Source organism: Gilliamella sp. wkB292 (genome assembly GCF_001690235.1).
In the GTDB taxonomy this organism is placed as follows: domain Bacteria; phylum Pseudomonadota; class Gammaproteobacteria; order Enterobacterales; family Orbaceae; genus Gilliamella; species Gilliamella apicola_F.
The window spans coordinates 23,523-46,906 of record NZ_LZGO01000019.1; the positions used below are offsets into that span (position 1 = coordinate 23,523).

General features: G+C 35.6%; 22 protein-coding genes and 2 pseudogenes. 16 read left to right on the forward strand and 8 right to left on the reverse strand.

Translation table 11 applies throughout. The features are described 5' to 3' along the window. Nucleotides 1-66 precede the first annotated feature (66 nt). Nucleotides 67-660, forward strand: coding sequence for an outer membrane lipoprotein chaperone LolA (gene lolA / locus A9G09_RS01340; protein WP_065633124.1), 594 nt, complete (start codon nt 67-69; stop codon nt 658-660). Between the two features lie 123 nt (nt 661-783). Here the strand turns inward: lolA and exuR are convergent, their stop codons facing one another. Beyond that, on the reverse strand, nt 784-1,563 hold the full coding sequence (gene exuR, locus A9G09_RS01345; protein WP_065633125.1) for a transcriptional regulator ExuR: 780 nt from the start codon (nt 1,561-1,563) through the stop codon (nt 784-786). 415 nt (nt 1,564-1,978) lie between these two features. Between exuR and A9G09_RS13150 the strand changes: the two are divergent. The 9 genes and pseudogenes from A9G09_RS13150 to A9G09_RS01385 all read left to right on the forward strand — a co-directional run. Further along, a pseudogene (locus A9G09_RS13150) lies at nt 1,979-2,095 on the forward strand (hypothetical protein); the annotation flags it as partial. Nucleotides 2,096-2,227: 132 nt separating this feature from the next. After that, entirely contained in the window at nt 2,228-3,640 is a 1,413-nt protein-coding gene (uxaC, locus tag A9G09_RS01350; RefSeq protein ID WP_065633126.1) for a glucuronate isomerase, read from the forward strand. 48 nt (nt 3,641-3,688) lie between these two features. Next, on the forward strand, nt 3,689-5,152 hold the full coding sequence (locus A9G09_RS01355; RefSeq protein ID WP_065633127.1) for a tagaturonate reductase: 1,464 nt from the start codon (nt 3,689-3,691) through the stop codon (nt 5,150-5,152). 13 nt (nt 5,153-5,165) lie between these two features. Beyond that, nucleotides 5,166-6,665, forward strand: coding sequence for a UxaA family hydrolase (locus A9G09_RS01360; RefSeq protein WP_065633144.1), 1,500 nt, complete (start codon nt 5,166-5,168; stop codon nt 6,663-6,665). 96 nt (nt 6,666-6,761) lie between these two features. Beyond that, nucleotides 6,762-8,291 carry an MFS transporter gene (locus A9G09_RS01365; protein ID WP_065633128.1) on the forward strand — a complete coding sequence of 510 codons (1,530 nt, stop codon included), beginning with the start codon at nt 6,762-6,764 and terminating at the stop codon, nt 8,289-8,291. 108 nt (nt 8,292-8,399) lie between these two features. Further along, complete coding sequence (locus A9G09_RS01370; protein WP_065633129.1) at nt 8,400-9,722, forward strand: glycoside hydrolase family 28 protein; 1,323 nt, start codon at nt 8,400-8,402, stop codon at nt 9,720-9,722. Nucleotides 9,723-10,483: 761 nt separating this feature from the next. Further along, entirely contained in the window at nt 10,484-11,719 is a 1,236-nt protein-coding gene (locus A9G09_RS01375; RefSeq protein WP_065633130.1) for an oligosaccharide MFS transporter, read from the forward strand. Between the two features lie 75 nt (nt 11,720-11,794). After that, on the forward strand, nt 11,795-12,913 hold the full coding sequence (locus A9G09_RS01380) for a glycoside hydrolase family 172 protein (RefSeq protein WP_065633131.1): 1,119 nt from the start codon (nt 11,795-11,797) through the stop codon (nt 12,911-12,913). A 16-nt stretch (nt 12,914-12,929) separates the two neighbouring features. Then, nucleotides 12,930-13,928, forward strand: coding sequence for a substrate-binding domain-containing protein (locus A9G09_RS01385; protein WP_065633132.1), 999 nt, complete (start codon nt 12,930-12,932; stop codon nt 13,926-13,928). Nucleotides 13,929-13,956: 28 nt separating this feature from the next. Here the strand turns inward: A9G09_RS01385 and smpB are convergent, their stop codons facing one another. Beyond that, a complete protein-coding gene (smpB, locus tag A9G09_RS01390) occupies nt 13,957-14,439 on the reverse strand; it encodes an SsrA-binding protein SmpB (RefSeq protein ID WP_065633133.1) in 483 nt (160 codons plus the stop codon). 33 nt (nt 14,440-14,472) lie between these two features. Between smpB and A9G09_RS01395 the strand changes: the two genes are divergently transcribed. From A9G09_RS01395 to A9G09_RS01415, 5 genes are read left to right on the forward strand one after another with little or no spacing between them, the layout of a single operon-like run. Beyond that, entirely contained in the window at nt 14,473-14,934 is a 462-nt protein-coding gene (locus A9G09_RS01395) for a type II toxin-antitoxin system RatA family toxin (protein WP_081297433.1), read from the forward strand. Between the two features lies 1 nt (nt 14,935). Beyond that, nucleotides 14,936-15,208 (forward strand): RnfH family protein, encoded by a 273-nt coding sequence (locus tag A9G09_RS01400; protein ID WP_081297434.1) that lies wholly within the window; start codon nt 14,936-14,938, stop codon nt 15,206-15,208. Between the two features lie 24 nt (nt 15,209-15,232). Next, nucleotides 15,233-15,667 (forward strand): zinc uptake transcriptional repressor Zur, encoded by a 435-nt coding sequence (gene zur / locus A9G09_RS01405; RefSeq protein WP_065633135.1) that lies wholly within the window; start codon nt 15,233-15,235, stop codon nt 15,665-15,667. Continuing rightward, complete coding sequence (locus A9G09_RS01410; RefSeq protein WP_065633136.1) at nt 15,655-16,011, forward strand: EamA family transporter; 357 nt, start codon at nt 15,655-15,657, stop codon at nt 16,009-16,011. Before zur ends, A9G09_RS01410 begins: the two co-directional genes overlap by 13 nt. Beyond that, complete coding sequence (locus A9G09_RS01415; RefSeq protein WP_065633137.1) at nt 16,011-16,391, forward strand: multidrug efflux SMR transporter; 381 nt, start codon at nt 16,011-16,013, stop codon at nt 16,389-16,391. The genes A9G09_RS01410 and A9G09_RS01415 overlap by 1 nt, the downstream gene beginning before the upstream one ends. 194 nt (nt 16,392-16,585) lie before the next feature. Here the strand turns inward: A9G09_RS01415 and A9G09_RS01420 are convergent, their stop codons facing one another. From A9G09_RS01420 to A9G09_RS01435, 4 genes are all read right to left on the reverse strand, one after another. Further along, nucleotides 16,586-16,801 carry a DUF4177 domain-containing protein gene (locus tag A9G09_RS01420; protein WP_065633138.1) on the reverse strand — a complete coding sequence of 72 codons (216 nt, stop codon included), beginning with the start codon at nt 16,799-16,801 and terminating at the stop codon, nt 16,586-16,588. Between the two features lie 201 nt (nt 16,802-17,002). Next, a complete protein-coding gene (gene mutT / locus A9G09_RS01425; RefSeq protein WP_065633139.1) occupies nt 17,003-17,407 on the reverse strand; it encodes an 8-oxo-dGTP diphosphatase MutT in 405 nt (134 codons plus the stop codon). Nucleotides 17,408-17,524: 117 nt separating this feature from the next. Continuing rightward, the gene (gene secA, locus A9G09_RS01430; RefSeq protein ID WP_065633140.1) at nt 17,525-20,248 is read right to left on the reverse strand and encodes a preprotein translocase subunit SecA; all 2,724 of its coding nucleotides are present in this window, start codon (nt 20,246-20,248) and stop codon (nt 17,525-17,527) included. 81 nt (nt 20,249-20,329) lie between these two features. Further along, a complete protein-coding gene (locus tag A9G09_RS01435) occupies nt 20,330-20,674 on the reverse strand; it encodes a hypothetical protein (protein WP_065633141.1) in 345 nt (114 codons plus the stop codon). A gap of 252 nt (nt 20,675-20,926) precedes the next feature. Here A9G09_RS01435 and A9G09_RS01440 point away from each other — a divergent pair. Then, nucleotides 20,927-21,307: pseudogene (locus A9G09_RS01440) on the forward strand (DeoR/GlpR transcriptional regulator); the annotation flags it as partial. A gap of 190 nt (nt 21,308-21,497) precedes the next feature. Here A9G09_RS01440 and A9G09_RS01445 read toward each other — a convergent pair. Both A9G09_RS01445 and A9G09_RS12970 read right to left on the reverse strand, forming a co-directional pair. Further along, the gene (locus tag A9G09_RS01445; protein ID WP_081297436.1) at nt 21,498-23,051 is read right to left on the reverse strand and encodes a multicopper oxidase family protein; all 1,554 of its coding nucleotides are present in this window, start codon (nt 23,049-23,051) and stop codon (nt 21,498-21,500) included. 136 nt (nt 23,052-23,187) lie between these two features. Beyond that, on the reverse strand, nt 23,188-23,384 hold a 197-nt coding region (locus A9G09_RS12970), incomplete at its 5' end, for a hypothetical protein (protein WP_218056780.1).

Below are 23,384 nucleotides of genomic sequence, written 5' to 3' on the forward strand. Positions count from 1 at the left end.
ATTTTAAAACAATTTTGGTCTCAAAATTAATTTAAATACTGCCAAATAAAAATAAAAGGATTAGGCATGAAAAAGATTTTAGTGTTAATAGGGCTATTGGTTAGTGTATCGGCATGGGCCGGCGATAAAGAAGTACTGCAACAACGTTTGGATAAAATAGATGGCTTTTATGCGCGGTTTTCTCAAGATGTGAAAACCGCTGATAATCAAGTAGTACAACAAGGTAAAGGTGATTTGTGGGTAACAAGACCTTATTACTTTAATTGGACAATGAATGAACCAGATGAAACATCTATTATTTCAGATGGAAAAAATATGTGGGTCTATACCCCAGCGGTTCAGCAAGTAAGTGTGATGGATTTAAAAAAGGCTGTTGATAACAGATTAATGTTACTTATTACAGATAGCCATAATCCTATTTGGAATGCGTATAATGTCACACGAAAGCAAGACTCATTTACATTAAAACCAACAGATGGGACAAATCAAGACTTTGTTATCTCAGTGTTACCAACAGGAATGATTTCTAGCTTTACGATTATTGAAGAAGATGGACAGCGCAGTTTTTATGACTTGTCGCGTCAAACACTTGGTAAAGTTTCATTAGAAAAGTTTCAGTTTACTCCACCTGCTGGTGTTACTATTGATGACCAACGATAATAATTTAAAGTAATAAAAAAATAATGACAGATAACAAGCTGGCGAAATGCGTCAGCTTGTTGCTATGTGTATTTTCATTTGATTGGTGTTAATAATTATTCTGAACGTTAATGAGGTAGCGGATTATTCATAATCTTCTTCATTAATACTCACAACAGGATTATCAGAAAAAAGATAGTGATCACGTTTAGTCTCAAAATCTTCACTTGCTGCGTCAAATAGCATTTTTTTGGTGTTTTCTAAATGTTGCCACATAGCTAATTTAGCCGCTTTAGGATCGCGATTGATCAACGCTTCTAAAATTTTATCGTGTTCTTCCCACCAGCTTTCAATGTCTTGCTGTTTAACATGTTCGTGAAGCTTTTTCCATAAAGGATTTAAGGTTCTTTGTTGCCATGCTTCTTGCACAATGGTTATCAGTGCCGTGTTACGCGTTATCATGGCAATTTGGGTATGGAATTTTAAATCCCAATTAGAATCACGATAATGGTCTTCTTTTTTGGCATTATGCTGAATTTCTAATAAATTGACGATATCATCTTTAGTGATCTGTGTGGCGGCAAATTCTGCGATATTGCTTTCTATTAGTTGACGCGCTTGCAGCAATTCAAAAGGTCCAGTTGTTGCAAAATTCAAACCCACAGGAGAATCAATAGGATTAGATTGCATGCTGTTAGCTATAACATGAATACCTGACCCTTTTCGAGCATCAACAAACCCTTCAACTTCCAGCATTATAATGGCTTCTCTAACTACTGAACGGCTTACTTTTAGCTCTTCACAAATTAATCTTTCCGAAGGTAATTTGCTACCCACTGGGTAAATACCTTTGATTATGCGGTTTTTTAATTCCGTTGCGATAATTTGGTAAAGCCTTTGATATTCGTTTTGTTCTTGGGTCATGATGACTTTGATATAGCTCCTTAATTAATCATCATCTTAAAATAACATCTAATTGATTGGAGTTAAATAAGATTGTTTTATTTTTTTTACATAGAACACGAATCATTAAGGTTGGCAGACAGATAAAAATCCTATCAGATATTCTTATGTTTAAATTATGTGATGTATGTCAACTTTTTAAGTTATCAGACATGTTATTATGCGGCACATTATATTGGGCGTGGTGAGATGGATAAAACAATAGCAATCTGCGTTGGTATGTGATCGCTTTAATAACGATAAGAATGATACTTGTTCATCTAACACGTAATCCGATAGCTGTTAGCATACCAGTTTTAAAAGCCATGATGGATATGACAACGCAAAACTATTGTTATGTTGTTGCTGTGTATTTGGCTTGTTAAATCGTTATCTAACTGTAAACGGATTAACCGATAGAGTAGTTTGGCTTCATGCTAGTACTATCTTTGCTTTAATTGTTGGTGCGCTAGCCAATAACATTGGTTTTATTAAGCCATTCGTTATTTTAAGTTAACTTCATTTTTTAGCCACTGTTGCAATTGAGTTAATTTTAAAGGCACCATCAATAAATATAACGAATAAATTGATCTGATTACACACGATTTTATGTCATCAGATAATTAATTATTATTGGGAGAATAAAATGCGTTTTTTAACTGAAAATTTTTTACTAGATACCGAGTTTTCTCGTCAGCTTTATCATGATTATGCGGCTGATCAACCCATTTTTGACTATCATTGCCATTTACCACCGGAACAAATTGCAAAAGATTATCAGTTTAAAAACTTATATGACATCTGGCTTAAAGGTGATCATTACAAATGGCGCGCTATGCGTACTAATGGTGTTGCTGAAAAATTCTGTACAGGAACAGATGTCAGTGATTTCGAAAAATTCAAAGCCTGGGCTGAAACTGTGCCCCATACTATTGGTAATCCTTTATATCATTGGACTCACTTAGAATTACGTCGACCATTTGGTATTGATAACATTTTATTGTCCCCATCAACGGCTGAAACTATTTGGAACAAATGCAATGCAATGCTCGAAACTAAAGGGTTTTCTGCACGTAGCATTATGAAAAAAATGAATGTCAAAATGGTAGGGACAACCGATGATCCTATTGATGATTTAATCCACCATAAAACCATTGCCCAAGATAGTTCATTTGATATTAAAGTTCTACCAAGTTGGCGCCCAGATAAAGCATTTAATATTGATTCTGAGTTTTTTGTAGCTTATATCGAAAAATTATCTGCTGTCGCTGATGTGGCTATTACTAATTTCCAACAACTTTGCCAAGCATTATCAAAACGAATGGATCACTTTGCTGCACATGGTTGTAAAGTTTCGGATCATGCATTAGATGTAGTTGTTTATGAAGAAGCAAGTGAGAAAGAGCTCGATGCTATCTTAGCCAAGCGGTTAGCAGGTGCAATGTTAAGTGCCAAAGAAACAGCACAATTCAAAACTGCAGTCATAATCTTTTTGGGTAGTGAATATAACAAACGTGAATGGGTACAACAGTACCACATTGGTGCGTTACGGAATAACAACTCAAAAATGTTTAAGTTAATGGGACCGGATGTTGGATTTGATTCAATTAACGATTCACCTATTGCGCAGCCGCTTTCTCGATTATTAGATGCGCAAGCTAAGCAAAATGCACTACCTAAAACAATACTCTATTGTTTAAACCCGTCTGATAACGAAATTTTAGGCACCATGATAGGTAATTTCCAAGGTGAAGGTGTCCGCGGCAAAATGCAATTTGGTTCTGGGTGGTGGTTTAATGATCAAAAAGACGGCATGATTCGCCAAATGACACAGCTTGCACAGCTCGGTTTATTAAGTCGTTTTGTGGGTATGTTAACCGATAGCCGTAGCTTCCTTTCGTATACTCGTCATGAATATTTTAGACGTATTTTATGTCGAATGATTGGTCGTTGGGTAGAAGATGGTGAAGCGCCACGTGATATCGAGCTATTAGGTCAAATGGTTAAAAATATTAGTTTTGATAATGCGAAAAACTATTTTGGCATTGAACTAAGCTAAGAAGCATTAAGTTGTTGTGATTAGATTAATTAAAGAAGAGTTAGAGTAATGAAAACATTAAACAGAAATGATTTTCCGGGTGCAAAATATACGACACGTGTTGTTCAATTTGGCGAAGGTAATTTTTTACGAGCTTTTTTAGATTGGCAATTAGATATCCTAAATGAAAAAACAGATCTTGATGCTGGCGTTGTCATTGTTCGTCCACTAAATACTGATTTTCCACCTTCATTAAGTATTCAAGATGGACTATACACCACATTGATTCGTGGTTTAAACGAAAAAAACGAAGCAGTAAAAGAGTTTAGAATGATTCGCTCAGTGAATAATGAGATAAATGTCTATACTCAATACGATGAATATCTTGAATTAGCAAAAGATCCGAATATCCAATTTATTTTTTCGAATACAACAGAAGCCGGCATTAGTTATGTTGAGGGGGATAAATTAACCGATCGCCCTGCGGCTAGCTATCCAGCTAAATTAACCGCTTTTTTATATGAAAGATTTACTCACTTTGCGGGCAGTAAAGCGAGTGGTTTAATTATTATTCCGTGTGAACTGATTGATTACAATGGTGATGCACTTAAAAAACTTGTATTAAAGTATGCTAAACAATGGAACTTGTCTGACAAATTTATTGCATGGATCGAAAATGACAATTTATTCTGTTCTACACTTGTCGATAGGATTGTACCGGGTTACCCAAAAGCACAAATTACTGAGCTTGAGGCACAATTAGGTTATAAAGATAACTTTATTGATTCTGCTGAATACTTCTATCTCTTTGTTATTCAAGGACCGCAATGGTTAGCTGAAAAATTATGCCTTGATAAATGCAATATGAATATCAAAATTGTTGATGATATCAAGCCATATAAAGAGCGTAAAGTCGCTATTTTAAATGGTGCCCATACAGCTTTAGTACCAGTTGCTTATCTATCAGGGATTGATACGGTAGGTGAATCAATGAATGATCCACAAATTTTATCTTATATTAAAGAGACTATTTTTGATGAAATTATCCCTGTTTTAGATTTACCACATCAAGAGTTAGTGGATTTTGCCCAGTCTGTGATCAGCCGTTTTAAAAACCCATTTATTGAACATCAATTAATGTCGATAGCTTTAAACAGCATGACTAAATTTAAAACTCGTATTCTTCCACAATTAATCGCTTATCAAAAAGAAAAAGGTGTTTTACCAACCCATTTAGTTTTCTCATTTGCCGCACTTATGGCTTTTTATCGTGGAGTGAGAAACAACCAAACCTATCCATTACAAGATGATGCTATTTGGTTGGAACGTTTTCATGCTGGTTGGACGAATATAGCCGAAGGTAAACAAACTATAGATCAACTTGTACACACGATATTAAGCGATAAAGCACATTGGGAACATGATTTATTAACTATTCCGCAATTAGCACAAACCATAACGCAATATTTAACGGTCATTACCAAGGATGGTATGCGTCAAGCAATTGAAAAATGCGTTGTCAGTAGCAAATAAAATGAGCGATGTAATGATTAAATTTATAAAAATAAATAATAAAGATAATGTTGCGGTGGCGTTATCTGATTTAGAAGCACATGAAGAAAATGTTATTGTTGATGGTCATACAATTGATTTAAAACAACCAGTCAAACAAGGGCATAAATTTGCCCTTCACGATATAGCGCAAGGTGAAAATATTATTAAGTATGGTTTGCCGATAGGCCATGCAACTTGTGCAATTAAAGCCGGTGAGCATATTCATTCACACAATTTAAAAACCAATTTAAGTGATATTGATGATTATAAATATCATCCTCAGTTAGCAACTAATGACTCTTTACATGCCATACCAGATAAAGAAATCAATATTTATCGTCGTAAAAATGGTGAGGTTGGTATTCGTAATGAGTTATGGATTATCCCAACTGTAACTTGTATTAATGGCATTGCTCAGCAAATTGTTAAACAATTTTGTGCAGAATTAAACAATCAATTAGAAATTGATGGGATTACCGTTCTTGAACATCCTTATGGGTGTTCGCAACTCGGGCAAGACCATAAAAATACTAAAATTATTTTACAAGATTTAGTCAAACATCCTAATGCGGGTGCTGTGCTGGTTATTGGATTAGGTTGTGAAAATAATCAAATTTCGGAATTCAAAGCCGATTTGGGTGACTATGATGCGTCACGAGTGCGATTTCTTGTTGCTCAGCAAGAAGAGGATGAAATTGAAGCCGCATTGGTTCTTTTAAGAGAACTTTACGCTGTCATGAAAAACGATAAACGTGAAGCCGGTCGTTTGAGTGAATTAAAATTTGGGTTAGAGTGCGGTGGATCGGATGGTTTTTCAGGTATTACCGCAAACCCAATGCTAGGTCTTTTTTCTGATTATGTGATTGAACATGGTGGCACTAGTGTGCTCACTGAGGTACCAGAAATGTTTGGTGCTGAAAATATCTTAATGTCGCATTGCATTGATGAATCGACTTTCGATAAAACAGTTCATATGATTAATGATTTTAAACAATATTTTATTTCGAATAATCAACCCATCTACGAAAATCCTTCCCCCGGGAATAAAGCTGGCGGCATTACCACATTAGAGGAAAAATCACTCGGTTGTACCCAAAAAGCAGGGGGCAGTAAAGTGATTGATGTACTTAAATATGGACAAATGTTAACCAAGCATGGTTTGAATTTACTTAGTGCTCCAGGGAATGATGCTGTTGCCACTGGCGCTTTATCAGCAGCTGGTTGTCACATGGTGTTATTTACTACTGGTCGAGGAACGCCTTATGGTGGCATTGTGCCAACCGTCAAAATTGCAACTAATACACAATTAGCAGAGAAAAAGGTGAATTGGATTGATTTCAATGCCGGAAAATTAATTCAAGGCATTTCAATGAAAACAGTATTAATAGAATTTATTGATTACATCGTACAGGTAGCTAATGGACAACAAACTTGTAATGAAAAAAATAATTTCAAAAATTTAGCCATCCTTAAAAGTGGCGTAACCCTCTAAGAATAAATTTTTATTCAATGATAAATCATGTCGTTAAGTCCTTGTGGACTTAATGCTAGGGGCCCGTTTTTTTTATAAATAATATAGGTATCATTCATGACGAATAAAAAAGAGAGAAAAATTACATGGTTAGTAAGATTCTCGTATGGAAGTGGTAATTTAATTGGCAGTGGCGCTTTAGCAATTAGCGGGGCTTGGCTGCTTTATTTTTATACAACTTTTTGTGGTTTAAGTGTCGTTCAAGCAGCATTAATTTTTTCTATTGCAACTTACTTGGATGTGATTCTTAATCCATTAATGGGATTTATTACTGACAACTTTTACCAAACAAAAATAGGACAACGTTTTGGGCGTCGCCGATTCTTTATTTTAATTGGCATACCTTTAATGCTCATCTATCCAATGTTATGGATTGATGGTATGGGGTTTTGGTATTACTTAATAACTTACATCTTATTTGAAATCATCTATACCAGCATTATGATCCCATTTAATACCTTACCAGTTGAAATGACATCTAACTTTTCACAGCGGACTTATTTGACTGGTTCAAAAGCAATGTTTGGTAAAGTGGCTAACTTTTTAGGTGCTGCTATACCGGGCATCTATTTTTACTATTATAGTAAAGATTCAGCAACGCCTTTCTTATTAACGGGGATCACTTACGCAGCGATTATGATCGTCGCGTTGATTTTACTGTATTGTAATAGTTGGGAAAAACCTAAAGAAGAAGTAAAAGATGAATCTGTACATAGCTTTTTTGAAGCTATTAAAAAGCTTATTATCGACATCTTATCAACATTTCGTATTAAAACTTTTAGAACGCATTTAGGCATGTATCTATTTGGATTTGGTGCTGAATGGTTATTTACCGCAGTATTTACCTATTTCATTGTGTTTAGTTTAGGTGAACCTCGCTCATTTGTCGCTTCAATGAACTCGTTAAGTAGTATTTGCCAGCTAGTTTCGACAGCCTTTTTTATGATGTATTGTGCAAAAAAAGGCTTTAAAAAACCGTTTATTATTGCATTACTCATCGTAATTTCATCGATGATTGGTTATGTCGGTATTTATTATCTTAACTTGCCAAATATCACTTGGATTGTTGTGGGTATTACCATCTGGTTTGGTCTAGGTACGGGGGGCGTATATTATATTCCATGGAGTGTATACGTATTTTTGGCTGATGTTGATGAAGTGGTAACTAATCGACGTCGTGAAGGGGTTTATGCTGGCGCAATGACTATGGCGGGTAAATTAGTTCGCGCTTCAATTGTATTTGTACTTGGTATTATTTTAAGCGCATATGGTTTTGAATCAAAATCTCATGTTCAGCCACAAAGTGCAATTGATGCCATTAATGGCATTATTTTGTATGGTGTTGTTGGAATGGCACTTATTGGTGCTTTCTTCGCTTGGAGAATGAAGCTTGATCATGCAACGCATTCAATCATCATTAATGAAGTCGCTCGTATTCGCGGTGGTGGAAAAATGGCTGATGTTACGCCAGAAACTAAAAAAGTGGTTGAAGAATTATCAGGGGTTGCTTATGAAAATTGCTTTGGCAATAACAACATTGGTTTTAAATCCAAAAAAGACCCAAGCAAAATAACAATCATTGAATAAATATCTAGGATTAGCCAGTAATGCTAGTTCTGATTTTAGCCATATATCGTGAACTATTTGCTATCAGATTAGTGGATAGTTCACAAAGTAACACGTAAAGGATAAAAAATGACGACTGTTTCAGTTAAAGATTTTGGTGCAATTGGTGATGGCACTACGATTAATACCTTAGCTTTTGCAAAATCGATACAACATATTGAACAACAAGGTGGAGGAACCTTAATTGTTCCAGTTGGTACCTATTTTACCGGCGCTATTAAACTTTGTAGTAATCTGACATTAGTGATTGAACAAGGTGCAACTTTATTGTTTTCCGATGATGCTAAAGATTATCCCGTGGTCAATTCGCGTTGGGAAGGGGTAAAACAAGATGTTTATATGCCATGTATATATGGTCATAATATTGAGAACGTAATAATCACCGGCGGTGGAAAAATCGATGGTAATGGCCAAAAATGGTGGCACACTTTTCGCAATGATCGCACTAATTTGAAATACCCTAGACCTTATTTGATCGGATTTGATTTTTGTGAGCGTATCACGATTGAAAAACTATTTTTAACACAATCACCAAGTTGGACGGTGCATCCAATGGAATCAAACGATGTGGTGGTTGATAACATCTCGATTCTTAATCCCGCTGATTCACCAAATACGGATGGTATCAACCCAGAATCTTGCCGTAATGTGAGAATTTCTAATTGTTATATTGATGTTGGTGATGATTGTATTGCAATTAAAGCAGGTACAGAAGAGACTGTTGATAAAAGCCCTTGTGAAAACATTTTAATTACTAACTGTAATATGATTCATGGGCATGGTGCAGTGGTATTAGGGAGTGAAATGAGTGGGTGTATTCGTAATGTGACCATTACGAACTGCGTATTTCAAAAAACCGACCGAGGTGTAAGGTTTAAAACCCGTCGTGGTCGAGGCGGTGCAATTTCAGATATCACCTTTAGTAACATCGTTATGGATGAGGTGTTATCGGCATTTGTGATGAACTATTATTACTATTGTGGTCCTAAAGGTAATGATCCCATTGTCTGGAATAAAGCAGCATTACCAGTTAATGAACAAACACCCGCATGTCATAATATTAGTTTTTCCAACATTATTGCTAAAAATGTGCGTGCTTATGCTGGTTTTTTATATGGTATACCTGAATCGCCAATTGCCAATATTTCATTTGATAATATTCGAGTATCGATGCAAATTGATGCGCAAGCAGGCGAAGTTGACATGTTTAAAGATGTCAAACCAGAGGCAGGTAAGGGCTTTTTTATTGAAAATGCCGACACCATTTTATTTAACAATGTTATTGTTGATAATGTTATTAGCGAGCCACTTAGTATCAAAAACAGTACAGGTGTGCATGTTAATCAATCATTTGTTAAACAAGACGGTAAATTATTGCCGCTTCAAGCTTAACGGGTTTTATCAAAATAACCGCGAGAATGCGGTTATTTTTAATTAATTTTTATTTCGTTACTGGTTTGAATCTGTCGATTTTATCAAACGTTTTATCACTATTTAGAGATATTATTGCTAATAATAGAACAAAAAATCTGGATAATTTTCTTACAAGGCTGTTGTTTATTATCAATATTAAAGAAAAACAACATATAATATTGATAAATATTGCATAATGATGCTGTTAATTGGCTAATCAGTCTTACCTACAAACTAATCTTTTTTTGTGCAAACAATCAATGGCTAGGTTTAAGTTAAATATTGTACTTTTAAGGCTACTTCACTTGTCACTTGGTAGTGTTACCATTAAATGGACTTAGTCACTATTATTATATCCATTAAAGCGGACTTTAAAGGCTGAGAATGTGTTTAAATCTCATAAAACAATCATATCCCGAAAAAGTATGCTTAATCCTATTTTGTATAATAGTTTTAGGTTATTTAACAATCCGTTGCAAATGACGAACTTTCATCAAAATGCGCAACAAAATTTATATACTAAAAATATGTCACGTTACTGGTTATATCGTTAGATGATAGTTGGGGTAATTGTTCAGTTTTTTGTCATCCTTTTAATTTTTCACCTCTGATTTATTGCATTTTGTTTGTGGCAACAAAATAACTTTGATGTTGATCACATTTATCTAATAAACCTTTTAAAGCTAAATTTTTAGCTATTCATACTCAATTTCAGTTGTTCACTTTTTAAAGGATAAATTATGACAAATGCCTTCTATCGAAAGCCAACTTATTGGTTCGCTTCATGTTATAGCTTTATGTACTATGCAGCAGGGAGTTTTGTTTTTTCTTTTTATGCAATATGGTTAAGCAAGGAGATTGGTTTAACGGCTAAACAAACCGGAATTATTTATTCGTTTAATTACTTTATCTCCTTGATCATTATGATTATCTATGGTGTTTATCAAGATAAATTAGTATTAAAAAAACATTTAATTTGGTTTCAAAGCATCATAATTACCTGCGCGGCGCCCGCTTTAATTTATGTCTATGAGCCGCTATTACGGAATAGTTTTTACTTTGGTGTTATTTTTGGTAGCTTCTTTTTAGGTTTTGGTTGGGTTGCAGGCATGGGACTGATTGACTCTTATTGCGAAAAGATCAGTCGGGCTTTTAATTTTGAATTTGGTCAATGTCGCACTTGGGGATGTATTGCTTATGCCGTAGGTACTTTTATTGCTGGCATCTTAATTAGTATTAACCCGCATCTTAATTTTTGGGCGGCATCAGTAGTGGGCATTTGCTTTATGATACTCAACCTTAATTTCAAACCGGATTTAAGCAAATCATCGGCAGCAGTCTTTCAAAAGAAAGATAAGTTAAGTTTTAATGAGATTGTTTCAGTGTTTGCGCTTAAGAAGTTTTGGATATTTGTGATTTATGTGCTTGGCACTTACAGCCTTTATAATATTTACGATCAACAGTTATTTCCGGTTTACTTTACCCAGCAATTTAATGATGTAAATGATGGTTATCGTTTATACGGCATATTAAATTCATTCCAAGTATTTTTAGAAGCAGCCGTGATGTTTTGTGTACCATTTGTGGTTAACCGTGTTGGTGCGAAAAATGCCCTTATTTTTGCCGCTTTTATTTCAGCATCTCGAATCTTTTTAACCGGTCATGTCGAGAGTATTGCCATTATTTCAGTAATTAAACTGATGCACTGTTTAGAAATTTCAACCATTTTAGTATCAGTATTTAAATATATTGATAACAACTTTAACGCGCGTTTGTCGGCAACGGTATTTTTAATTGGTTATCAGGTCGCAGGTTCGGTTGGGGTGATATTGTTTTCTACCTATGTTGGGCAAGTTTATGATACTGCTGGTGCAGCAACCACCTTTAATAATTTAGGGCTAGTCGTGTTAGGTTTCATGATTTTTGCCATGCTGTTCTTAAGCCGTGACAAAAAGGTCAAATCATCAGAGAAGTAAGCTAGTTAAGATTCATAACACGTTTTTAATTTGGCTAAACAAATTACATTTAATAAAACATATTAAGGATTCAAAATGAATATATTCAATTCAGTTACGCAGTTTCACTTTGAACAAACCAGAACTATTTCGCCCGAAAATATGACTGGCGAAAAAGGCAAATCATGTATGAAGGCCAGCGCTTTAGGACCGAGTCGAAAAGGGCAAGGCTGTATCTCAATCCCTGCCGGTAGAAAGATGACCATAGCCGAAATAACGGGTCCTGCCGAAATTCGCCATATGTGGTTTACTTTAACTGATAGAACACATCGCGGAAGCTTTGTACTTCGTGATGTTGTTATACGCATTTATTGGGATGATGAAACCGTACCATCAGTTGAGAGTCCAATTGGTGACTTTTTCTGTAATGGCTTTGGTGCAAGATGTGATATAAATTCAATGCCAATTGTGGTTAATCCAACGGGCGGCTTTAATTGTTATTTTAGAATGCCTTTTAATAAAAAAGCACGCATTGAAATTGAAAATGAGCATGAGGCTGATTTGCAACATTTCTTTTTTACAGTGAACTATGCGTTAATGCCAAAACCATTTGAAGCGCCGCTTTATTTTCATGCGCAATGGCGCCGACAACGCATTACTCAATATGCCCAAGATTATGTCATTTTAGATAATGTTCAAGGACAGGGTTATTATGTAGGTACCTACTTAGCCTTAACGGCGCTAGAACGTTATTGGTGGGGAGAAGGGGAGTTTAAATTCTATCTTGATGATGATAGCGATTATCCAACACAACATTCAACCGGTTCTGAAGACTATTTTGGTGGCGCTTGGGCATTTCATAATCGTGATAGCCAAGGACGCCCAAAAGCGAAGTGTTTTCAAACACTGTTTATGGGTTACCCTTATCAAACCAATCGTGATGCAACACGTGATTTTTTCCAGACAGGTGATGCAAATCCTGTACATGGCTTTGGCGATGATGGTTTGCCGATGCATGGTTTATATCGTTGGCATTTACCTGATCCGGTGGCATTTCACAAAAATATCAAGTTAGCCTTTCAACAAATTGGTAACGATGATATAAGATTGTATGAACGTTGTGATGATATCGCAAGTGTGGCTTATTGGTATCAAAATCCATCGGCAAATCACAATCCTGCGTTCCCTAATAAACAGCAGCGTACTCCACGTTAAAAATAAGGTAATGTGTATGGCGAGTAATAAATTAAAGCTCAATGATATTGCTCGTTTGGCTGGTGTGTCGGCAACGACCGTCAGCCATATTTTTAATAAACGAGATAAAAAATATCGAATTTCCCCGCAAACTCGGCAGCGGGTATTAGCGATTGCTCAGCAATACAGTGATCAATCTCATATTCGTCAATATTTAGTTAAAGCGAATAGCACAAATACCATTGGCGTTGTTGTGCCGGATATGTCTAATTCATTTTTTTCGATGTTTTTACACCATTTAGAAGCCTCGTTTAGACAAAAAAATATCCAACTCTTAATCACTTGTAGTCATTATAATCCCGAGGTCGAAATTAAAGTGGCGCAAAATTTGGTCGAACGTTGCGTTGATGCGATGATTGTTGTGACATCTTTAGATAGTGATGATTTTTATGTAAACATTAACCAACAGACTCCCGTACTGTTTTTCGATCGTTATTTAAAGGATACCAAACTTCCTTTTATCACCAGTGAATCTGTAAAGTCAGTTGCTGATTTGATAATTCCTTATGCTAAACAACTAGAAGAGTTTTATTTTATTGGATGTGATATACAACTAACCTCGATTCATGCAAGACTTGAAGGATTCAAGCAAGGGCTGAAAACTGCGGGATTAAAGTTCAAACACGATTGGTTAGTGTGTGATGATTATTGTCAAAATAAAGGGTATCAGTTAATCAAAGGTGTTCATGAAAAATTAGGACGGTTACCTAAAGCTATTTTTACGCCTTCATGCAATTTATTGCAAGAGGTACTGAGTTATTTGGTCGAGATCAAAATAGATCCTAATCAAATTTGTTTATGCTCTTATGATTATAATATCTATCTTGACTACTGTTATTACCCAACAGATGCGATTGCTCAAGACTTTCAAACCATGGCACATACTTGTGTTGAGGTCATCGATCGGCTGATTAACTTTAAAGAACTAAAACATCATGCCTTTTTTATTGAGCCAAAAATTATTCGCCACCGTTAGCCTAGCCATTTTTTTATGAGCTAGACTATTAACGATTGGCGTTTTTCATAATTCGCGCTTTATCAACCTGCCATTGGCGTTCTTTAATGTCGGTACGTTTATCGTATTCTTTTTTACCTTTGGCTAAACCAATTTTTACTTTAGCCCAGGCATTTTTCCAATATAAAGAGAGGGCCACAACGGTATAACCTTGACGGTTTATTTGACCAAACAGAGAGTTCAACTCACGCTGATTAAGCAGCAATTTACGTGTACGCATCGGATCGCATACTACATGCGATGATGCAACTGATAATGGCGTAATTGTTGCACCAAATAACCATGCTTCACCATCTTTGAGTAAAACGTAACTATCACTAATGTTAGTTTTACCTGCGCGCAGGGATTTTACTTCCCAACCTTGTAGAGATAATCCCGCCTCAATTTCCTCTTCAATAAAGTACTCATGGCGTGCGCGTTTATTTAATGCAATTGTTGCCGAACCCGGCTTGTGTGATTTTTTCTTAGTCATAATGTGCGATATTATAGAGTTACGTGATACTATATGCCAATAATTTTATTTTTTTATTTTATTCTTATGGCACACGTTTTTCACGAAGTTATCGAGCCTTATTCAATTGAACAAATGTTTGCATTGGTTAATGATATTGCTCGTTACCCAGAATTTGTTCCTGATTGTATCGCAACTGGCATTATTAGCAAACAAGATAATAAGTTAACGGCATTTATTGAAGTTGAAAAGTTAGGCTTTAAAAAATCTTTTACTACTGTAAATCAGATTAATGAGCCGCATTTAATTGAGATGAAATTACTGCAAGGCCCTTTTAAACACCTGTCTGGCAGATGGCAATTTACTCCAGTGAGTGATACTCACAGTAAAATCAGTTTTAGTTTAGATTTTGAGTTTAAAAATAAGCTACTTGATATTGCTTTTACCCCGGTGTTTAAAGAAGTTATGACTAACATGGTCAATGCATTTTCAACACGAGCAAGGCAGATTTATTAGTATGATAAATATTCAAGTTGTTTATGCTTTACCTAATAATGCAACCGTCATTAATTTAGAAGTTAGTGCACAAACGAATGTATTGCAAGCAATAACAAAATCCAATATCTTATCGTTATGTCAAATTACTTTAGATGAGCATCTAGTTGGTATTTACGGTAAGCGCTGTGATTTTAATACGTTAGTTAATGATGGTGATCGCATCGAAATTTATCGTCCATTAATTAATGATCCTAAAGAGATAAGACGAAAAAAAGCAGCACGTAATAAATAATAATCAAAAGTGAAGGGAAACCGAATGCACAATCTGCTAATTGAAAAGATTGAAATGTTATGCAAAAAACGCGGTATAAAACTGACAACACAGCGGCGTACTGTTTTACATATCATGTTGAAAGCAAATAAAGCGATGAGTGCATATGATTTGTTAGATCTATTGAAAGTTAGTGAACCACAAGCAAAACCACCGACAATTTATCGTGCACTTGAGTTTTTACTCGAACAAGGTTTTATTCACAAAGTTGAATCATCTAACAGTTATATTGTATGCCCGCATTTTCATGATCCAGAGCATATTTCAATTTTATTTATTTGTGATAAATGTAAACAAATTATAGAAAAGCATTCAGAAGATATTGAAACACAGCTCAAGCTACTAGCATTGCAAAGTCAGTTTTTAATAAAACATAGTGTGCTTGAAATACATGGAATTTGTCAGCCATGTCAGCCTTAATTATTACGCTTTGGTTAGTTAATCTAGTTTGTGATACTGTCGGACAAATTGCCTTTAAATATGCTGCCATAACGTCAAAACATCAACAAGGTTTACACTATTGGCAAAAATTGTTTGGTAATTTTTGGCTTTGGTTAGGTTTTGCTACCTATTTTGTTGGTTTTATTTTTTGGTTAGCTTTTTTAAGTGAAGTCCCCTTGTCGCAAGGTATTTTATTAGGATCGTTTAACATCATTACGGTTATGATTGCTGGGCGAGTTTTATTTAAAGAGCATCTAACCGCCTTTCGTCTTATTGGTATATTCTTTATTACTTTCGGCGTGATATTAGTGGGGCTAACCTAATGAAAAAATTTTATATCATTGGTTTTATTTTGTTACTATTTTTCGATACTTTTGGGCAAACCAGCTTTAAATTAACGGCATTAGCTGCACTCCCCTTTGAGGCTAATTTTAATTGGTTGATTCGTATTTTTAGTCATGGTTGGGCTTATTTAGTTATTTTAGGCTATACAGGTGCTTTTATGACATGGATGATATTATTAAAAAAAGCACCGGTTGGTCCTGCATTTGCGGCTTCTCATTTACAAGTTGTAACGGTAATGCTTGTTTCGATCGTGGCTTTTAATGAGCAAATTACAACCACTCGCTTACTTGGCGCGTTATGTATCATTATAGGTATTGTTTTTTTGGCATTAGCCGAACAACGATTACAGTGTAAATAATCGATTTTGATGTTTGATTTTCAAGGTCAAATCTAAATTATAAATAGCGAGTGATATTTTATCTTTAAATTGACGTTTAGTTTTGGATATAAACTGCCTTGGATCAAATAAAAAACTTAAATAACCAGTTTTAACCCTAAGTTCAATTCTATATTGCTCATACAGTTTTTTTAAACTGTATGAATATTGGTTATTTATATGCGATCTTTTTCCATCACAATTAGATAGGCTTCACGTTTCCAAAGTAAAAATAGGCGTCTCATATCTTTTTCCATTGTCACCACACGCCAACCTTGTCTTGCATTTTGATTTAAAAAATCAGAGAATTTTTCAGCATTAGAATTTGCTGCACCAAAAAGTAAAGATGATAAAGCACCTTCTTGATAAATAACAACTTTATATTCTTTCATTGTATTCATTTCCTTTTCATATTTTAGAAATAGTGTTCTTATTGATAAGTAATATCAATAAGGAGAGCAGTATATTATAAGTTAAGTTTTAAAACAAAGTTAAAACAGCAATATTTGAGTTAATATTATGTTTCTTATTAAAAAATGGGAAGATATACGTTTGAAAATCAAACGTATAAAAGGATATTCTAAAAAAATATGCTAAATTTGTTTATCTAAATTTTTTAGCATTTCGATGATAGGTCGATTAGCATCGGGAAATTCATCCGCATTGAGATCTTCTTGATCAATCCAACGGCTCGGTTGCCCTTCTTTGGCAAAAGGTACGCCATCCCACTCTTCAACTAAATAAGCATGGATAGTAATATCGCGATCATCGTAACTATGCTGAACTGTTTTTAAGAATTGCGCATGATGAATATGAATGTCGACTTCTTCAGCGATCTCGCGTTGCAAGGTTTGAAAAGGTGTTTCAGCAACTTCGACTTTTCCACCCGGAAACTCCCAAAAACCAGCAAGATGTGAGTCTTCACCTCGTTGAGTGATAAAGATTTGACAATCTTGTGAACGTATAATACCTACAGCAATTTCAGTATGTTTTTTCATAATCCTGTCTGTCTATCTATAAGTCAACTTGGGGAAAGAGATCCTTTCCCACCTGTTAAATGCCGAGTATTATCGGCAATTTATTTGATAATGTTTTGATGATACTAAATTTTTATCTTAGTGAACAGCACCATGACAGTGTTTATATTTTTTTCCTGAGCCACATGGACAAGGATCATTACGCCCAACTTTCGCTTGCGCTCGGACTACTGGTTGCGTCGATGAGGTTTCAGGTTCATCTCCATCAATACTAGTAACAGATTCATGGCTCGTTTTCTGTTTTTCCATGAGCTTTTCCATTTCAGCTAAGCGTTGTCGTTCAGCTTCATCAACTTCCTCTTGTGATCGGATTTGAACACGACTCAGTACACCAATAACATCATATTTTAACGATTCTAACATGCTTGCAAACATATTAAATGATTCACGTTTATACTCTTGTTTAGGATCTTTTTGCGCATAACCACGTAAATGTATACCTTGGCGTAAATAATCCATTGCGGCTAAATGTTCTTTCCATAAAGTGTCAAGTGTTTGTAACATTACACTTTTTTCAAAGTGTCTAAATGCTTCAGAGCCAGCACTATTTTCTTTTTCAAGATAGGTCTCTTTTGCGATTTGTAAAATGCGTTCACGTAATGTTTCTTCATGCAGATTTGCTTCTTCATCTAACCATTTAGCAATCGGTAAATCTAAAGCAAAATCGGTTTTTAATGCTGATTCTAGTCCAGGTACATCCCACATCTCTTCAATTGATTGAGGTGGAATATATTGATCAATTAGCGCATTAAATACATCATCACGAATAGAATCAATGGTATCTTTAATATCGCTATTATCAAGTAGTTCATTTCGTTGACGATAAATTGCTTTACGTTGATCGTTGGCAACATCATCAAATTCAAGTAGTTGTTTACGTATATCAAAGTTGCGGCTTTCAACTTTCTTTTGCGCATTTGCAATAGCTTTAGTAACCCAAGGATGTTCAATGGCTTCGCCTTCTTTCATACCCAGTTTACGCATCATATTACCAACACGCTCTGAGGCGAAAATTCGCATTAATGGGTCTTCAAGTGATAGATAAAAGCGTGAAGCACCAGGGTCACCTTGACGACCTGCACGACCACGTAATTGGTTATCAATACGACGAGATTCGTGACGCTCTGTCCCTAAAATGTAAAGGCCACCAAGTGCTATTACCTCTTCGTGCTTGGTTTGCCATGCTTGTTTGGCTTTTTCGATATCTTCAGGGGTTGGATTTTCAAGTTTAGCGATCTCATTTTGCCAGTTACCGCCAAGCATAATATCGGTACCGCGCCCCGCCATATTGGTGGCAATTGTCACGGCACCTTTACTACCTGCTTCAGCGATAATTTCGGCTTCTTGTGCATGGAATTTAGCATTTAATACATTATGTTTGATACCCGCTTTTTTAAATGCTTGAGAGACAAGTTCTGATTTCTCGATGGAAGCCGTACCAACTAACACAGGCTGCCCACGTTTTACACACTCTTGTACATCAGCCACGATCGCGTCGATTTTTTCTTTTTCGGTCATATAGACTAAATCAGATTGATCTTTACGGACCATTGGGCGATTTGTTGGAATAACAATGGTATCAAGACCATAGATTTGATTAAATTCGAATGCTTCGGTATCCGCTGTCCCTGTCATCCCTGCTAATTTTTCATATAGTCGGAAATAGTTTTGGAAAGTGATAGATGCCAAAGTTTGGTTTTCATTTTGAATTTTAACATGTTCTTTGGCTTCTACTGCTTGGTGTAACCCATCAGACCAGCGGCGTCCATCCATAGTACGACCAGTATGTTCATCGACAATAATGATTTCGTTATCGCGAACAATATAATCCACATCTTTATGGAACAGGTGATGGGCTCGAAGAGCTGCGTTGACATGATGCATTAACACAATATTGCTTGGGGCATAAAGTGACTCGTCACTTTTCATAATACCTTGTTTAATTAGTAACTCTTCAACTTTAATTAAACCGCGTTCAGTAAGGTTGACTTGACGTGTTTTTTCGTCAATAGAAAAGTCACCATCACCTTGAAATTGATCAGAATCTTCTTTTTCTTGGCGAACCAAGTATGGAATAATTTTATCGATACTGACATATCTATCAGAGCTGTCTTCGGCTTGTCCAGATATGATTAATGGTGTTCTTGCTTCATCAATTAAAATCGAGTCTACTTCGTCGACTAAGGCATAATGTAGTGGGCGTTGTACTCGCGATTCTTTCGTAAACACCATATTATCGCGCAGGTAATCAAAGCCATATTCGTTATTAGTACCATAAGTGATATCGGCATTATAAGCATCGCGTTTCATTTGCGGTGGCATGTTAGGTAGATTAATACCGACAGTTAAACCTAGAAATTCAAATAGTGGGCGATTGTTTTCAGCATCACGTTGGGCTAAGTAATCATTAACCGTGACGACATGAACCCCTTTGCCTGTTAACGCATTTAAATAGGCAGGTAAGGTTGCGGTTAAGGTTTTACCTTCACCGGTACGCATTTCAGCAATACAGCGTTCATTTAATACCATACCCCCAATTAGCTGCACATCAAAATGACGCATTCCAAAAACGCGTTTACTCGCTTCACGAACGACCGCAAAAGCTTCTTCTAAAATATCATCTAATTTGGTGCCATCAGCAATTTTTTGTTTAAATTCTGCTGTTTTTGCTTTTAGCTCATCATCCGTTAATGCTTCCATTTGTGGTTCTAAAGCATTGATTCTTTCTACGCGTTTACGCATTGTTTTTAGTACACGTTCATTACGGCTACCGAATACTTTGGTTAATAATTTTAATAGCATGATCTTCTCTTATTTTTTTAATAGGATTAATAATGTTTTATATCTAAATAAGACAACTTAATTTCAGTAAGTTATCGATTTTTAAACAGTAGCTTCAGGACCAGCTCTAATGCCGTTGTAGGGGGTTAATCGGATGACAATATTGGGACTGACATCATAATGATTTAATGAAATGGTTTGTTTATCATCATGTTGTTTTTGCACCAACAACAGTGATTGTATATGCGTTTTTATTGGCGTTTGATGATCTTGCACTATTGCGGTAATAGCTATAATACCGACTTGAGACACCGATAGCTGAGCAGGTAATGCATTTTCTTGATATAGACCAAACCCAGCAGCAATCACACCTAATAATAAGTGCGATAAGGCAGTTTTGATAATAAAGCGTTTGTGGAGTTGTTTACAATAGCTAATCACAGTCATAGTGGCAACATTCTAGCATTTTTTCTCAAAATTAAAACAATTATTACAGCAGTGTCATTAGCTACTCTTGATGTTAAAAGAAAAATGGCTAAAGGTCTGCTATCTTATTTTGACTCGGTTAGATGTTGTGGCAGTAAAATTGTTAAAAAGAGTGACCGATAACATCCACTTGCCAATTTATATTAGCAAGTGGATAGGATAAGCTTTAAAGCTTTTGTGCAGATGTAAGATTTTTAAGGATTATTTTTCTATTCTAATATTCTAATTTCGTCTGGTAACCAAGTTGTTTTATTTGGGGGTGAACTGCGTGATAAAAGCTCATCAGTTTTTGGTGGTTGGACCGTGTCAATGATTAATGAAATACAGGTAGATGCTTGTTTTTTAGGTACTGATGGCTTTAGTAATTTGAGCGGTCCTTCTAGCCCATCTTCTTCTGATGCTTATGTTGATAAAGCGATCATTGCTCATTCGGATAAAAAATATATTTTAGGTGATTACACTAAATTCAGTCGCAAAAGTTTATATAAAATTTGCGAATGGCAAGAGATTACCGCATTGATTACTAATGATATGGCTGATCCTTTGCTAGTTGCAAAATTAGAGAAGCAAACGCAAGTCATTTTATGTGAGTAATAGTCAACGTTAATTAGTCTGTTATATACTCGATATTGTCTATTTTGTTACCGTAATCATTGAAATTATTTTTATATTTAAGGGATTTATTCGTTGTGGATTGTTGATTTATCTTAATCGAAATAAAATCTCCCTCTTAATCTTAATAGTCTGTATTTAGAAAATTAAGAAAAGAGGGAGGATAAATCGATTATTTCACCATCAATTGCCCCATCATACCCAATGTTTCGTGTTCGATGATATGGCAATGATACATGCGTAATCCCGGCATGTTTTGTTGAATTTTCACAACAAGTGTTTCGTGCGGACGTAAATTGGTGGTATCTTTTAACGCAACAAATTCAGGCGTTGTTTTAGTACCATTTAATTCACGAGACTGCACAATAAATTGTGCACCATGTATATGGAAATTGTGATCCATATGTGAGTTGTTAACAATTGTCCACTCTTCAACGTCATGAAGTTTACTTTCTAAGTCAATTCGTGACATATCATGCTGTTTGCCATTAATTAAAAACAACATACCACCTCGAGGCTCATTTTTATTCATTACTTCAGTATATTCAAGCGACTTTTTGGCGACTGCTTCACCTAAAGTTGGTATTTGTTTTAGCTTAGCCGGTAAAACTACACTGGCTGTTTGGGTTAATTGGAATTGTGAAAGAATGATATTTTGCTCTGGTGGTACATTACCCATTTTACCCCGATCGTATCCGATATTTTCTAAGTAAAGGCTGGCTGTTTTTTTCGGAACTATGACCACTTCAGCGCGTTCAGCTGGGGTAAGTAGTAAGGGGGTATTAAGTTGGTGAGGTGCAGCAATTAGGCCACCGTCCGTACCCACTAAATAAACATCACAATCCGGTACCGAAAGGTTTAAGTATCGACCTGAACACGCATTCCAGATTCTCACTCGTGTTGCACCTTCTACTTTTATATTTGGGCGGTAAGCGCCATTGATTAACACAAATTGTCCTTCTCGACCATTCATCCAGTCTGTCATCGAATTTTCGGCAATTTCCCCTTTTTCTGTTAATTTTAAGTCGGAAAAGAACCAATGTTGCTCAGGTAGTGAAGCTAATGGATCGTTTTTACTGCGGACAATAAATGTACCGGCTAAACCACGATAGACTTGTTCAGCAACCGTGTTGTGCCCATGTGGATGATACCAATAAGTTCCAGCCGTACCTTCAGGGATGGTAAATTCATAAATTCGACTACCGCCTGCAGGAATGGCATCTTGTGGATTACCGTCTTGATCTGAAGGTATAAGCAAACCATGCCAGTGAATGGTCGTCGGTTGTGAAAGATCATTTTTAACGGTAATTTTGACATGATCACCTTCAAACACTTCAATTTTTGGACCGGGAACCATGCCATTATAAGCCCAAAATTCTGTGGTTATGTCGGGTGTTAAAGCTATTTTTACCGGTTTCAAATGTAACGTTGCTTCAAAGACGCCTGCTTGGTTACTGGTATTTTTTAAATTGGTGAGCTCAGGTAAATTTTTACCCTGTGTCAATGCTGAAGTCGATAACAGTTTTTGTGGCATTGTATTATTCATATTCATATTCATATTCATGTTCATATGATCGTGCATATTCCCCTCCGTATTACAGTTATCAGAATTAACTTCACACACGTTTTCAGACATAGATGCGTGATTCATTTTGGCGATAGCTTTAGTGGCAAACAATCCGCCTAAGGCGGCAGTAAAACTGATGATAAAATTTCGACGTTTCATAATATTCCTTTAAAATATAATTAGTTAAATAAAATAACCATTTATTCAATACAACTTGATAAAAAGCCTCACATAAGGTGCTTTTTATTGCGTTATTGACTGTGAATTACTTACTTCTTATGTTCGATAAATACTATTAAGCAATTTTGGGTGGTTTTAACTCAGGAATACTTTCTTTATACACAGGTACAAATGTTATTGGCCGGTACTGTTTACTTTTAATGGCATAATCAAAGGAAAAAAAATAGTTAGTAACAAGTGAGCTACATGTTGGACAGTGGTTTAGTTGTTGATATTTGTTTGGGATTGATGAGTTAGGATTGGATTGAGTCG